This window comes from Pseudomonas phytophila (assembly GCF_025643095.1).
In the GTDB taxonomy this organism is placed as follows: domain Bacteria; phylum Pseudomonadota; class Gammaproteobacteria; order Pseudomonadales; family Pseudomonadaceae; genus Aquipseudomonas; species Aquipseudomonas quasicaspiana.
Window position 1 is genome coordinate 338,843 of sequence record NZ_CP081201.1, and the last position, 13,544, is coordinate 352,386.

At 57.0% G+C, this 13,544-nt stretch carries 12 protein-coding genes; 6 read left to right on the top strand and 6 right to left on the bottom strand.

Going from position 1 to position 13,544, the window contains the following annotated elements; all coding sequences use genetic code 11:
- The first annotated feature begins 106 nt into the window (after positions 1–106).
- On the top strand, positions 107–1,927 hold the full coding sequence (typA, locus tag K3169_RS01525; RefSeq protein WP_095100978.1) for a translational GTPase TypA: 1,821 nt from the start codon (positions 107–109) through the stop codon (positions 1,925–1,927).
- A gap of 189 nt (positions 1,928–2,116) precedes the next feature.
- Here the strand turns inward: typA and K3169_RS01530 are convergent, their stop codons facing one another.
- The 3 genes from K3169_RS01530 to K3169_RS01540 all read right to left on the bottom strand — a co-directional run bounded on the left by K3169_RS01530 (position 2,117) and on the right by K3169_RS01540 (position 5,546).
- Entirely contained in the window at positions 2,117–2,572 is a 456-nt protein-coding gene (locus tag K3169_RS01530; RefSeq protein WP_027899672.1) for a YkgJ family cysteine cluster protein, read from the bottom strand.
- Between the two features lie 213 nt (positions 2,573–2,785).
- The gene (locus K3169_RS01535; protein ID WP_263269690.1) at positions 2,786–4,174 is read right to left on the bottom strand and encodes a GTPase/DUF3482 domain-containing protein; all 1,389 of its coding nucleotides are present in this window, start codon (positions 4,172–4,174) and stop codon (positions 2,786–2,788) included.
- The gene (locus tag K3169_RS01540) at positions 4,167–5,546 is read right to left on the bottom strand and encodes a DUF2868 domain-containing protein (protein ID WP_263269692.1); all 1,380 of its coding nucleotides are present in this window, start codon (positions 5,544–5,546) and stop codon (positions 4,167–4,169) included. Before K3169_RS01540 ends, K3169_RS01535 begins: the two co-directional genes overlap by 8 nt.
- Before the next feature lie 107 nt (positions 5,547–5,653).
- On the opposite strand from K3169_RS01540, the gene K3169_RS01545 reads away from it, so the two are divergent.
- Both K3169_RS01545 and K3169_RS01550 read left to right on the top strand, forming a co-directional pair.
- A complete protein-coding gene (locus K3169_RS01545) occupies positions 5,654–6,166 on the top strand; it encodes a dihydrofolate reductase (RefSeq protein WP_263269694.1) in 513 nt (170 codons plus the stop codon).
- Positions 6,167–6,613: 447 nt separating this feature from the next.
- Positions 6,614–7,672 (top strand): haloacid dehalogenase-like hydrolase, encoded by a 1,059-nt coding sequence (locus K3169_RS01550; RefSeq protein WP_263269696.1) that lies wholly within the window; start codon positions 6,614–6,616, stop codon positions 7,670–7,672.
- A 45-nt stretch (positions 7,673–7,717) separates the two neighbouring features.
- Here K3169_RS01550 and K3169_RS01555 read toward each other — a convergent pair whose 3' ends face one another.
- Together K3169_RS01555 and ilvD are read right to left on the bottom strand one after the other, a co-directional pair.
- Positions 7,718–8,668: an IS110 family transposase gene (locus tag K3169_RS01555; protein WP_027898101.1), complete on the bottom strand. Its 951-nt coding sequence runs from the start codon at positions 8,666–8,668 to the stop codon at positions 7,718–7,720.
- A 363-nt stretch (positions 8,669–9,031) separates the two neighbouring features.
- Positions 9,032–10,879: a dihydroxy-acid dehydratase gene (gene ilvD / locus K3169_RS01560; protein WP_231676006.1), complete on the bottom strand. Its 1,848-nt coding sequence runs from the start codon at positions 10,877–10,879 to the stop codon at positions 9,032–9,034.
- 318 nt (positions 10,880–11,197) lie between these two features.
- Here ilvD and K3169_RS01565 point away from each other — a divergent pair, with 318 nt between their 5' ends.
- Positions 11,198–11,656 carry an REP-associated tyrosine transposase gene (locus tag K3169_RS01565; RefSeq protein WP_263269699.1) on the top strand — a complete coding sequence of 153 codons (459 nt, stop codon included), beginning with the start codon at positions 11,198–11,200 and terminating at the stop codon, positions 11,654–11,656.
- A 380-nt stretch (positions 11,657–12,036) separates the two neighbouring features.
- On the opposite strand, the gene K3169_RS01570 is transcribed toward K3169_RS01565, so the two are convergent.
- Positions 12,037–12,696: a TIGR04211 family SH3 domain-containing protein gene (locus tag K3169_RS01570; RefSeq protein WP_231676126.1), complete on the bottom strand. Its 660-nt coding sequence runs from the start codon at positions 12,694–12,696 to the stop codon at positions 12,037–12,039.
- A 4-nt stretch (positions 12,697–12,700) separates the two neighbouring features.
- On the opposite strand from K3169_RS01570, the gene K3169_RS01575 reads away from it, so the two are divergent.
- Both K3169_RS01575 and K3169_RS01580 read left to right on the top strand, forming a co-directional pair.
- On the top strand, positions 12,701–12,832 hold the full coding sequence (locus tag K3169_RS01575; protein WP_255879654.1) for a hypothetical protein: 132 nt from the start codon (positions 12,701–12,703) through the stop codon (positions 12,830–12,832).
- Between the two features lie 204 nt (positions 12,833–13,036).
- Entirely contained in the window at positions 13,037–13,531 is a 495-nt protein-coding gene (locus tag K3169_RS01580; protein WP_231676007.1) for a hypothetical protein, read from the top strand.
- The last annotated feature ends 13 nt before the right edge of the window (positions 13,532–13,544 follow it).

A 13,544-nucleotide genomic window follows, 5' to 3' on the forward strand; every position in this document is an offset into this window, starting at 1 on the left:
CCCCCGACGCCAGTCGTCTAGCCGTAACGGCTTTGGCCGACTCTGACGTTATAAATAGCTGTTTAGCAGTATTCAGCTAACCGAATCCTCTGATCGAGATACACAAGTGATCGAAAATCTACGCAACATCGCCATCATTGCTCACGTTGACCATGGTAAAACCACCCTGGTAGACAAACTCTTGCGCCAATCCGGCACTCTGGAGCGTAACGAGCTCAACGACGAGCGCGTGATGGACTCCAACGACCAGGAGAAAGAGCGCGGTATTACCATTCTGGCGAAAAACACCGCCATCAACTGGAACGGCTACCACATCAACATCGTGGACACCCCGGGCCACGCCGACTTCGGTGGTGAAGTTGAGCGCGTAATGTCGATGGTTGACTCCGTGCTGCTGCTGGTTGACGCTCAAGACGGCCCTATGCCGCAAACCCGTTTCGTGACCAAGAAGGCTTTCGAAGCCGGCCTGCGTCCAATCGTGGTCATCAACAAGGTTGACCGTCCAGGCGCGCGTCCGGACTGGGTTCTGGATCAGATCTTCGACCTGTTCGACAACCTGGGTGCTACCGAAGAACAGCTGGATTTCAAAGTCGTCTACGCCTCGGCCCTGAACGGTATTGCCGGTCTGGACCACGCTGAAATGGCTGAAGACATGACCCCGCTGTACCAGTCGATCGTCGACAACGTACCAGCGCCGTCTGTTGACCGTGACGGTCCTTTCCAGATGCAGATCTCCGCTCTGGACTACAACAGCTTCCTGGGTGTTATCGGCGTTGGCCGTATCGCTCGTGGTCGCGTCAAGCCGAACACCCCGGTTGTAGCGATCAGCGCCGACGGCAAACGCCGTAACGGTCGTATCCTGAAGCTGATGGGTCACCACGGTCTGCACCGCATCGACGTTGAAGAAGCCGCCGCTGGCGACATCGTCTGCATCAGCGGTATGGATTCGCTGTTCATCTCCGACACTCTGTGCGATCCACTGAACGTGGAAGCAATGGTGCCGTTGACCGTTGACGAACCTACCGTTTCGATGACTTTCCAGGTAAACGACTCGCCGTTCTGCGGTAAAGAAGGCAAGTTCGTGACGTCCCGTAACATCAAGGAACGTCTGGACAAAGAGCTGCTGTACAACGTTGCTCTGCGCGTTGAAGAAGGCGACACCGCTGACAAGTTCAAGGTCTCGGGCCGTGGTGAGCTGCACTTGTCGGTACTGATCGAAACCATGCGTCGCGAAGGCTTCGAAATGGGTGTTGGTCGTCCAGAAGTGATCATCCGTGTTGTTGACGGCGTGAAGCAGGAACCGTTTGAAAACGTCACCATCGACCTGCCAGAAGAATCCCAGGGTTCCATCATGGAGCAAATGGGTCTGCGTAAAGGCGATCTGACCAACATGGTTCCGGATGGCAAGGGCCGTGTGCGCCTTGAGTACAACATCCCTGCTCGTGGTCTGATCGGTTTCCGTAACGAGTTTCTGACTCTCACCTCTGGTGCAGGTATCCTGACCTCGATCTTCGATCGTTACGACACCATGAAGTCGGGCGATGTCTCGGGCCGTCAGAACGGCGTTCTGGTTTCGGTTGAAACCGGCAAGGCTCTGACCTACTCGCTGGAAACCCTGCAGGCTCGTGGCAAGCTGTTCGTTGAACACGGTCAAGAGATCTACTGCGGTCAGATCGTTGGCTTGAACAGCCGTGACAACGACCTGGGTATCAACCCAACCAAAGGCAAGAAGCTCGACAACATGCGTGCTTCGGGTAAAGACGAGACCATCGCTCTGGTTCCACCGGTCAAGTTCACCCTTGAACAGGCTCTGGAATTCATCCAGGACGACGAGCTGTGCGAAGTGACTCCTAAGTCCATCCGTCTTCGTAAGAAGATCCTGGACGAAAGCGAGCGTACCCGCGCTGCCAAGAAAGCCAAGAACTGATTAGTTTTTAATCAGGCTTGAAAAAACGCCCCCGACCGCAAGGTCGGGGGCGTTTTTGTTTGTGTGGTGCGAGGGAGTAGCGTTTGTCTTGGTAGGAGCCAACTTGTTGGCGAGGCTTCGGTCCTGCTTGATCAGAAATATTGCCTCGCGAACAAGTTCGCTCCTACCGGGATCCGGGTATAGATCCCTTTAAAACTTCGGAAACGGCGTGCTGGTGTTGTTCTTCAGCGTGCCGCTCGCCTGGCGAACCACATCTTTGGGCTTGTAAGCGCAGTAGCCGGGACGCGGCCCAACCTTGGGATGGTTGCGGCACGTATCCGGGCGTTTGTCGTAGATGGTGCACAGGCGGCTCTTGCGATCCAGATACAGGCAGTCGTTGTTGCTCATGCGCTGCAAGGTGAAGATTTCTGATTTCTGGTTGTAGCGCTCGACAATCCCTTCCTTTTGCAGACGCTTGGCGATGTTCTTCGCCGGTTCGCCGCGCTCGAAGTCATCGACGATGCCGATGCGGATCAGGTCCTTGATCTTCACTTCAACAGGCAGCGTGCAGCAGCTGGAAATACAGCCTCCGCACATATGGCTGGAGTATTTGGCCCAGGTATCGATACGGTCGATTTCTGCGGCGGCGATCAAGGTCGGTTTCATGAGCAATATGGTTCCGGGTGTATCGGGCGCGCGATGATACCGGTGCTTGTTGATTTCGCGTAGGCAAAACTTTGCAAAGCGACTACCGGTGGTGGGTGAGCGCTATTCCTGTAGCAGCGCGCTTGCCCGCGATGACTTTCCTCCATCCAACATCAAAGTGCCGGAAAAAACGCGATCGCGGGCAAGCGCGCTCCAACAGGCTGGGAAAATTTTTCAGGATTCGAATATCACTTTCGCCAATTCTTCAATCTGCTCCTGCCGCTCCGCCTGGTTCAGCTTGGCCCCAGGATTGAGCGACGACCACTGCGGATGTGCACGAGCCTTGTGCAGAGCTTCCGGCAGTTTACCTTCGCGCCAGGTTTTATCCTGTGGTGTGGTCAACTGGATGCTTTCCATCGCTGCGTGGCCCCGTGCGCCGAGGGCCAGCAGCAAATGGCGCTGACGCAGCGCAAGCAGGCGAAGTACAGCATCGTCCACCGTCAGTTCGCGCTGGCCTTTAATCTTGCCGAGCAATCGTCCACCGTAACTGCGTGCAGTCTGTAATGCACCACCGGCAATCGCCCCGGCCAAAGCCGCTGCGCCCATGGTGAGGCCACCCACCAGCAAATCGACACCGGCACCCGCTGCCGCGCCTGCCGCTATCCCGCCGCCGACTCGTACGCCCAGTTGCTTGAGGGTTTCCGGGTTGAACAAATCGTCACCCCAACGCCCGTCCAGCAGCGGCAAATCGCTGGCTGCCGCGTCCTGAACGCGAAACGCGTAAAGCTTGAGCAGCTCTTCCACGCAGCGCTGTTCGCGCTGGCGCACCGCTTTGCGCAACTCATCGATAGCTTGTTGCTCGTGGCCCGATTCAGTGGAAACGCTGCGGCGGCAGGCTGCGCAGTCGATGAGTAACTGCGCGATCAACCGGCTAGCACTTTGCCGTCGGATTTCGCGCTGGGCCTCAAGATCCAGAATCAGCCGTTCCAGTTGATCTCTGGAGTTTTCCAGCAGCAGGGCAAGGCTTTCATAAAGGCGCCGCTCGCCATCTTCTGGCGGCGCGACGCTATCAAAGCGCACCAGCGCATGCAGACCCAGTCGTGCAAGTGCCTCGCGCCATGCGGGCTCCCGGTGCTCTGCACTGCTGACAAAATTCAGGACTGGCAGCAACGGTTTGCCACAACTGGCCAGGATCGACAGCTCGTCGCGGTACTTGGCCAGTACCGGCTCGCGGGCATCGATGATGTACAAGCCGGCGTCAGAGGCCAGTAACTGGCGCATGACTTTGGCTTCCTGCTCAAAGCGCTGTCTTGCTTCACTGCCCTCCAGAAAGCGTGCCAGCCGTGCGGGGCCGTCCAGCCGCTCGCCCGGTCGATCCTGGCGTTCGAGAAAGTCCAGTAGCGCGATGGCATCTTCCAGGCCCGGCGTGTCGTAGAGCTCAAGCAGTGCCTGACCATCTACCGACAACCGCGCGCCTTCCACATGGCGGGTGGTGCTCGGCCGATGGGAGACTTCCCCGAAGCCTACGTCGCGAGTCAGCGTTCTGAGCAGCGAGGTCTTGCCGACATTGGTGTGGCCGACCACCGACAGTTTCAGCGGGCGGATCTTGTCCTTGTCAGTCATGACCCGTCTCCAGCCAGTTCAGTGGCGCGCTGTCGCTCCACGCGAGATCCAGTTGCTGCAGCGCCGCGTGCCAGTCACTGACTCGCTCTGCGTTCAGATGTTGCCCGGCAGGGGCCGATAGCAACCAGACCCGTGTTGCGCCCGCACAGCGAGCAAGTTCGGCAACCAGTGCAAGACTGCCGCGATCCGGCGAGCGACGTGGGTCGCAGGCAATCGCCAACCTTGCAGGTGGAAAGCGGGTCAGTTGATCGAGCAGTTTTTGCCGGGATTCCCGGCTGTCGAGAATGCCTGCATCGACCACGCCTTCCGGCAACCGGGGCGGCCATGGCTGTTCATCGTCCAGCTCGATAGCGACCAACAAGGCGCCGTTGCTTTGTTGTGCCGTGCCATTGGGCAGTACTTGATGCAGTTGCTCTGGCGCAGCGTCGCTGACCCCCAGTCTCTCGCTGCTGGGCATCAGGCGTTCGCGAAGCTGGCTGTAACCTGGCAAGGTCAGGTCCAGACTCAGTGCAGCCTGGCCGATGCGCCAGCGCCACAGGCAGACCAACGCAAGGATCAGGCGCGGCACGATGCCATAGACCAATAGCACGCCGACCAGCCATGCCGCCCAGGCCTGACGACCTGATTCAACAACCAGGGCGCTGTCGCCGCTGGCGCGGATCATGGACTCGTCCGGCACAGCAAAGCCCAGCATGGCCGGGAGAATGCCGAGCGTCTGGGTCAGGCTGACGAAGGTGTCGCTGCCTAAAATAGTGGTTTCCCACACAAAGCCATAACGTCGCGTCGCCATCAGCATCAATAGCAGCACCAGCGCGCTGACCAGTGCCAGCAGCCATAAACCGTGTATCGCCGCACCCAGTACCCATCGATTCAGGCGTTTGCGCTGCAACAGCACAATCAGCGCAGGTGCAAGCTGTGCGGCCTGGGCATCGCGGGCGAGCTTTTCGCTGAGCCATAGCCAGAGGCGTCCAAGGCTGGCGGTGTTTTGCCCGGCGACGCTAAAACTCATCGCCCAGCTGAAGAGCATAATCAGGTTCAGCCCGAGCAGGCTGCCCAGCGCCCAGAACACATTGACCGGCGTTTGGCCGTCGCCCAGCGCCGCGAAGGCGAGCCCGGCACCGCTGAGTACCGAGAGAATCGCCAGTGCAATCAGGGCCAGTCGGGCGCCTTGTTTCCAGTGTGGCAGTGCGGAGCGCATGCCATCGCGTTCGGCCAGCCACAGGGCCCGGCTTTGCACGCGGTTCGTCAGATCGCCACCGTTGGCCCGGGCGCGACGGTTGGCTTCAAGGTCTTCCAGCGGGCCGGCCTGTTCTTCGCGCAGGCGCACGGCTTCGGTCAGCCAGAGGGTATCGAGGGGAGTCAGAGCAGTCACACAGCGTCTCGTCGAATGAATCAGTAAAGGAGCATAACCTCTGCGCCCTGTATTCGAGCAAATCGGCCGCTACGAATTCAGTGTCAGCGTCTGTTATTCTCGCCGCCATGAAAAATCAACTTCCGCTTAGCCTGATTGCCGCCCTTGGTGAGAACCGAGTGATTGGCGTCGACAATTCCATGCCCTGGCACTTGCCGGGGGATTTCAAATACTTCAAAGCCACGACTCTGGGCAAGCCGATCATCATGGGTCGCAAGACCTGGGATTCGCTGGGGCGGCCACTGCCAGGTCGCCTTAATCTGGTGGTCACGCGCCAAGCGGATCTGCAGCTTGAGGGTGCCGAGGTCTTTACGTCGCTGGAGTCCGCTGTTGCCCGCGCTGAAGAATGGGCGCTGGAGCAGGGCGTTGCGGAAGTGATGCTGATCGGCGGTGCGCAGTTATATGCCCAGGGTCTGGCTCAGGCAGATCGCTTGTACCTGACCCGTGTGGCATTGAGCCCCGAGGGCGATGCGTGGTTCCCGGAGTTTGAACTGGCCGAATGGGCATTGGTGTCCGAGGTGTTGAACCCAGCGGTGGATGACAAGCCTGCGTATAGTTTTGAGGTTTGGGAGCGGCACTAATCTCCGGTTGACTGCGGACTTGTGCAGCCTGTGTGAAAACTGCTGCAGGCTGGGCACCTTCGGTGCTACGCGCACAATACTGCGTTAAAAACAGGCGAAAAATGCTCATTTAGAACACTAGAGTCGGACGCGACCCCGGCCGTTTTTCGCCTGTTTTTGCCTTGTCTTGCCGTCGCTCGCTACGTTTTCACACAGTCTGTGTGGGACCGGATTCATCCGGGAAGGGGTATTTCAGCCGAGATAAATTCAGCGTCTGCACCGGCCCCTTCGCGAATGAATTCGCTCCCACAGGATTTCTGACGGGTCACAAAAGTGTCGTAATCGGAAATCTGCGTCGCGAATCGCTTCCAGTGTGACGCCCTCGGAACGTACACAGTCGCTGGCATCCCCAATCAGTCATCATAATTTGTTACGGTCCATCCTCTTAACTTTCAGGGGGATACCACGATGAAGTTCGCTCCACGATTGCTTGCCGCCGCGCTCTGCCTTGGTCTGGCCGGGCAGGCGTTTGCTGCCACCGAGTTGAAACACTGGCCTGAGCCCGCCGCCAAAGCACTCGACGCGATGATTGCCGCCAATGCTAACAAGGGCAATTACGCGGTTTTCGACATGGACAACACCAGCTATCGCTTCGACCTCGAAGAGTCGCTGCTGCCGTACATGGAAAGCAAAGGGCTGATCACCCGAGAGAAGCTCGATCCATCCCTCAAGCTGATGCCTTTCAAGGACACGGCTGATCACAAGGAAAGCCTGTTCAGCTACTACTACCGCCTGTGTGAAGTCGACGACATGGTTTGCTATCCATGGGTCGCTCAAGTGTTCTCGGGCTTTACCCTCAAGGAGCTCAAAGGCTATGTCGATGAGCTGATGGCCCTGGGTAAACCGATCCCTGCCACTTATTACGATGGCGATGTGGTCAAGAAGCTCGATGTCGAGCCGCCGCGCATCTTTACCGGCCAGAAAGAGCTGTTCAACAAGCTGATGGAAAACGGCATTGAGGTCCACGTCATGACCGCCGCATCCGAAGAGTTGGTACGGATGGTCGCCTCAGATCCCAAATACGGCTACAACGTCAAACCGCAAAACGTGATCGGCGTGACTATGCTGCTCAAGGACAAGAAAACCGGTGAATTGACCACCGCGCGCAAGCAGATCACGGCAGGCAAGTACGACGAGAAGGCCAACCTTGGTCTTGAGCTGACGCCTTATCTCTGGACACCAGCGACCTGGATGGCGGGCAAACAAGCGGCGATCCTGACCTACATCGACCAATGGAAGAAGCCGGTGCTTGTGGCAGGCGATACGCCAACCAGCGATGGCTACATGCTGTTCCACGGCGTAGACGTCAACAAGGGCGGCGTGCATTTGTGGATCAACCGCAAAGACAAATACATGACTCAGTTGAACGGCATGATCAAAAGCAACGCAGAGGCTCAGGCCAAAGAAGGTTTGCCGGTGACCGCAGACAAGAACTGGGTGATCGTCAAGCCGGATGAGATTCAGTAAATAACAGAATGACGTGACCCCCTGTGGGAGATTCTATGGTTGTGATCAAGCCATAACCCACCCTTTGGGTTGATATTCGCTCTGATTTTTCATCAGGGCGAACGCCACCCGAGCGAGTTTGCGAGCGAGCATCACAAGTACCTGTGTGGTTGCTTTTCCGCGGCTGCGATGATGGTCGTAAAACTCTTTCCAGGCACTCGATCGGCTGGCCGACATTGCTGCGTTGTGCAGCAATCGGCGAATCTCCGAGCAGCCTCGTTTGGTTAGGAACCTACGGCCATTTTTTTGGCCAGAATCGGTCACTCTCAGATCCATGCCCAAAAAAGCAATGTAGGAGTCGCCGCTCTTGAAGTCGCCTCGGTTGTAAGCCATGACCAGAGCTGTCGCGGTCAGGAAGCCGATACCTTCAACAGCTTGGCAACGGGCCACTTGCTCCAGCAGGCCGGCTTCGCGCAAGGCATCTTTGAGCTTTGCCTTGACCAGCAGGTCCAGCCGTTCGATTGACTTGAGGAAGGCTGCAAATGACGCCTTCAAGCTGGTGTCATTTGCCCAGCTCTGGGTCAGGCTGGTTTTGGCTTGAATCAGTGAAGCCCTGCGTCGCAGAAGGCTTTGCAGCTTTCCGTAGACTGCTGGGGGCGGCGTCCAGGGGCGAAGATTTTCGCCTTCGTTTTTCAGAAATCGGGCAAGAAGACGGGCATCAGATGCGTCTGTTTTACTACGGCCACCGACACCTTTACGGTAATTACTGAGTTGAAAACCATCGATGATGTAGACGTCGAAACCAGACTCGTAAGCCAGCTCGACCAGATCGACGTGATAAACATTTGTCGCTTCAACAGCAATGGCAGTGGTCCTCGGTAACGTTTTAAGCCAGCGTTTTATGGCAGGCTTTTCGTTGGTTATCGAGGTGAGCAGATCCGGATCTGCCTGGTAGGTAACGAGCTCAACTTTGGCGACATCCACGCCTACGATTGACTTCGAAACACGCATTGCCATGAGCATTTCTCCACGCTAAGGTTTGACGACTTGTTGGGGGTTCACCCAGAGGCGCAGGCTTGTTTCTATCGTCGCTTGAACGAAGCATTCTTTATCGGCGCTTTTGGTGGAAGGGGTGGGGCGAGGTCTCCCACGGTCTGTACTGTTGCAGCAGTCAGATGCGAACTGTTCGTCCCACCACCCCTTCAAGTCTAACCATACAAGCGAATTCATTCGCGAATGCGGTGTTCCAGTCGACGGATATGTATCGTTTGTACCGGCCCTTTCGCGAATGAATTCGCTCCCACAGGTTTTGCGTTGATCCTGTCAGCCCAATAAAAAACCCGGCATCGCTGCCGGGTTTTTTGTGTTCACTGAAAAAGCTTAAGGCACCAGCTTGTCCAGCAACGCCTTGTCGCGCACAGCGCCTTTGTCGGCGCTGGTAGCGAGCAGGGCGTAGGCTTTCAGCGCTGTCGTCACTTTACGTGGGCGCGCTTCAACCGGCTTCCAGCCTTTCTTGTCTTGTTCAGCACGGCGCGAGGCCATTTCTGCGTCGTCGATCAGCAGGTTGATCGAGCGGTTCGGGATGTCGATCAGTACTTTGTCGCCGTCGCGCACCAGACCAATCGCGCCACCTGCAGCTGCCTCAGGCGACGCGTGGCCGATGGACAGACCCGAAGTACCGCCCGAGAAACGACCGTCGGTGAGCAACGCGCACGCTTTGCCCAGACCTTTGGATTTCAGGTATGACGTCGGGTACAGCATTTCCTGCATGCCCGGGCCGCCTTTCGGGCCTTCGTAACGGATGATCACGATGTCGCCGGCCTGGACTTCGTCCGCAAGGATGCCGCGCACAGCGCTGTCCTGGCTTTCGAAGATCTTGGCATTGCCTTCGAATACATGGATCGATTCGTCGACGCCCGCGGTTTTCACTACGCAGCCGTCCAGCGCGATATTGCCGTACAGCACGGCAAGACCGCCCTCCTGCGAGTAGGCGTGCTCGAAACTGCGGATGCAGCCGTTTTCACGGTCGTCATCCACGGTTTCCCAACGCGTCGACTGGCTAAATGCAGTCTGGGTCGGGATACCGGCAGGGCCTGCGCGGAAGAAGGTATGCACAGCTTCATCATCAGTCTGGGTGATGTCCCATTTGGCGATCGCTTCTTCCATGGACGGGCTGTGGACGGTCGGCAGGTCGGTGTGCAACAGACCACCGCGGGCCAGCGAGCCGAGGATGCTGAAGATACCGCCAGCGCGGTGCACATCTTCCATGTGGTACTTCTGGATGTTCGGCGCCACTTTGCACAGCTGCGGAACGGTGCGCGACAGGCGATCGATATCACGCAGGTCGAAGGGGATCTCGGCTTCCTGAGCGGCAGCCAGCAAGTGCAGGATGGTGTTGGTCGAGCCACCCATGGCGATGTCGAGCATCATGGCGTTTTCAAACGCTTTGAAGTTGGCGATGTTGCGCGGCAGCACGGCTTCGTTGTTTTCGATGTAGTACTGACGGCACAGGTCGACGATGGTGCGGCCAGCCTGCAGGAACAGCTGCTCGCGGTCGCTGTGAGTGGCCAGTGTCGATCCGTTACCCGGCAGTGCCAGACCCAGTGCTTCGGTCAGGCAGTTCATCGAGTTGGCGGTGAACATGCCTGAGCATGAACCGCAGGTCGGACAAGCGCTGCGCTCGTATTCGGCGACTTTCTCGTCGCTCGCTGTCGAGTCGGCTGCGATGACCATGGCATCGACCAGATCCAGACCGTGGGAGGCGAGCTTGGTCTTGCCGGCTTCCATCGGGCCGCCGGAAACGAAGATCACCGGGATATTCAGGCGCAAAGCAGCCATCAACATGCCGGGGGTGATCTTGTCGCAGTTGGAGATGCAGACGATGGCGTCAGCGCAGTGGGCGTTGACCATGTATTCGACGGAGTCGGCGATGATCTCGCGGCTCGGCAGCGAATACAGCATGCCGTCGTGGCCCATGGCAATGCCGTCATCCACGGCAATGGTGTTGAATTCTTTGGCGACGCCACCGGCCCGCTCTATTTCACGGGCAACCAGTTGGCCCATGTCCTTGAGGTGGACGTGGCCCGGTACAAACTGGGTGAACGAGTTGGCAACGGCGATAATCGGTTTCTTGAAGTCTGCGTCCTTCATCCCGGTTGCGCGCCACAAGGCACGAGCGCCGGCCATGTTGCGGCCGTGGGTGGACGTTTTAGAGCGGTAATCAGGCATGGAGCACTCCGGGCGGCTAACCAGGTAAATAGAAAGGGATTGAGCCTCTAGTGTCGTCACGGACAAACGGCAGTGACCGCTTGCTGCGAGGGAAACCGACACGCCACGGGATCACCGTGCGCTCGGCCTGAGCTCATAAACCCGCCGGGGATGACTGGCGATGAATAGCGCCGATTCTACACCTGTAGGGCGCAGAAGGGATGTGTGGGGTGGGATTTATGGATGAACGCTGGATCCGATACATTCGGCAGCACTCGCTTTGCGGCAATATCAACGTCGGAAGGCTAGCGTTTTAAGCTTTCAGCGGAGGGCAATGGATTGTCAGATTTCCACCGTAGTGAACGAGCCCGCACCGGTAGGTACTCGCAGCCTGGTCGGATCTATTTACTCACCTCTGTAGCTCAGGGCCGACAGCCTGTTTTTGCGGATTGGAGGCTTGGACGCTGTGTTGTAAAAGAGTTTCGAAGTGCTCAGGAACAGGGTTTGATCCATTCACTTGCGTGGGTGGTGATGCCGGATCATTTTCATTGGCTTGTCGAGCTTCAGTCTGGAACTTTGCAAGCGCTGATGCAGGGCACAAAATCCCGTAGTGCAATTGCGGTCAATCGTATGAGGGGATGTAGCGAACAGCTTTGGCAGCGAGGATTCCACGACCGTGCCATGCGCTACGACGAGGATTTGCTGAAGGCCGCCCGCTACATCATCGCGAACCCCTTAAGAGCAAGGTTGGTAAAGCGCGTTGGGGATTATCCGCTTTGGGATGCTGTCTGGCTTTGAGTACGTCATCGCGAGCAAGCTCACTCCTACAGTTGGAATGCGTTCCCCTGTAGGAGCGCGCTTGCCCGCGATGGCGTCATGTGCCGCAACGCAAAATCAGTTTTGATAATGCGTTCCCCTGTAGGAGTGAGCTTGCTCGCGATGACGTCATGTGCCGCAACGCAAAATCAGTTTTGATAATGCGTTTCCCTGTAGGAGTGAGCTTGCTCGCGATGACGTCATGTGCCGCAACGCAAAATCAGTTTTGATAATGCGTTTCCCTGTAGGAGTGAGCTTGCTCGCGATGGCGTCATGTGCCGCAACGCAAAATCAGTTTTGATAATGCGTTTCCCTGTAGGAGCGCGCTTGCCCGCGATTGCGTCAGTTGTCGTTACGCAGGTTTAAACCCAACCATCATTCTTCTTACGGCCGCGTGTCATGGCCGGGATGATCAGGCCGACGAGGAGGCCTGCGCCGGCGATGCTGCCGCCGTAGACCATATAGCGCATCAGGACGAGGTTGTTCTCATCGCCGAGTTTGGCCTGTGTGGTCCGCAGTTCTGACTGGGCCGCGGTGAGTTGCTCGTTGAGGTCTTTACTGCGGGCTTCGAGCTCATCGATCAGCTTTTTACGGGTATCCAGGGTTTCCTGCATGCCTTGCACGCGCACCTTCCAGCCGTCATCGATGGTCTTGAGCTGGCCACTCAGATCAGCCACCTGTTCAGTCAGCTCCGGCAGACGTTCGGCCTGGCCGGGCTGGCTTTGCAGGTCGGCAGTCGGAATCCATACCGAGTTACCACCCTCGCGCACCTGGCTGTACTCGCCTTGAGTGCTGATCAGCTCAACCTTCTGGCCGGACTTAAGGGTACCGACAATCCGATAGCCGTCGGTTGGTCCGCTGCGCACATACGTATTGAGGCTGTCACTGACCCAGCGGTCGTTGGCTTTGGGTTCTGCCGCATGGGCTGTAGTGCAAGCAGCGATCAGCAAGCCAGCGCCTAGAGTGCGGTAGTTGAAAACACGAGGAAGACGAGAAATGAATGCTGAAAGATGACGAGACATAGACATGGTTATCTTCGATAAAAGGAAAGATAAAGGCGCCGATGGTCGGGCCGGTAAAGATGGGGCAGTGATCTGCAGGGCAAAAGCGCTGCAACTGCGATGGATGATCGGCATGGGCGAAAAGGGGAATACATGAGCCTTTTGGGGCTCAACGCCAGCAACGCCATCCTTTTTTATCCCCACACACTGACCGTCAAAAAACGTTCGGGTTCATTGCCGGGGTGTGACAGTGACGGAATTCTGACTTGCGGTAGAAAGTCTTGGCTAGGATGACAGCGAATAGCTCGGCAGATGATCGTTGTATCTAACGTACAGTTTTGTTTGTAGGAGGTTTCTGAAAGTGCTGCTGACGGATTTTTTACATCCAGTCATCTCTATAGGATGCCGACGCACCGCAGCGCTTTCCACTAGGGAGGCCCGGTTTGGTCGGGAGGATGAAGTGGGCGACAATTTTGTTTGTGTCGTAGGCATGAAGGCGGATTGCAGTGATTGCGACAAAACGTTTTTACCAAGCAAGGAGCAGCAAAAAACATTGTTTATAAGGCAGCCTTTGGCCTGTCCACATTGTCGATGCATGTTGATCTCCCCTCAAGAGCAGCTTGATGCTCTAGGAGATAAGGGCAATCCTGGAATGAGCTATATCCCGACGATGATAATTATGGGTATCTGCAACATGGTGTTTTTCGGGATGGTTATAGCGGGGATAATCGATCAAGAGGCCGTGATTCTTCTAGGATTCGCGGTAGCAATTTTTGGTCTCATGATAGTGAGCTTCGGTTTCAGATCTGCTACTCGTGACCTGAAAATCCGGCTGGAGAAATACGACTCCCCTTGATTCAAAGGGAGTC

Bases quoted from the DNA above. Each gene is read 5' to 3' on its own strand.
- K3169_RS01575 (WP_255879654.1), top strand. From the start codon at position 12,701: ATGGTTATCTTCGATAAAAGGAAAGATAAAGGCGCCGATGGTCGGGCC.
- K3169_RS01550 (WP_263269696.1), top strand. From the start codon at position 6,614: ATGAAGTTCGCTCCACGATTGCTTGCCGCCGCGCTCTGCCTTGGTCTG.
- K3169_RS01530 (WP_027899672.1), bottom strand. From the start codon at position 2,572: ATGAAACCGACCTTGATCGCCGCCGCAGAAATCGACCGTATCGATACC.
- K3169_RS01570 (WP_231676126.1), bottom strand. From the start codon at position 12,696: ATGTCTCGTCATCTTTCAGCATTCATTTCTCGTCTTCCTCGTGTTTTC.
- K3169_RS01545 (WP_263269694.1), top strand. From the start codon at position 5,654: ATGAAAAATCAACTTCCGCTTAGCCTGATTGCCGCCCTTGGTGAGAAC.
- K3169_RS01555 (WP_027898101.1), bottom strand. From the start codon at position 8,668: ATGGCAATGCGTGTTTCGAAGTCAATCGTAGGCGTGGATGTCGCCAAA.
- K3169_RS01535 (WP_263269690.1), bottom strand. From the start codon at position 4,174: ATGACTGACAAGGACAAGATCCGCCCGCTGAAACTGTCGGTGGTCGGC.
- ilvD (WP_231676006.1), bottom strand. From the start codon at position 10,879: ATGCCTGATTACCGCTCTAAAACGTCCACCCACGGCCGCAACATGGCC.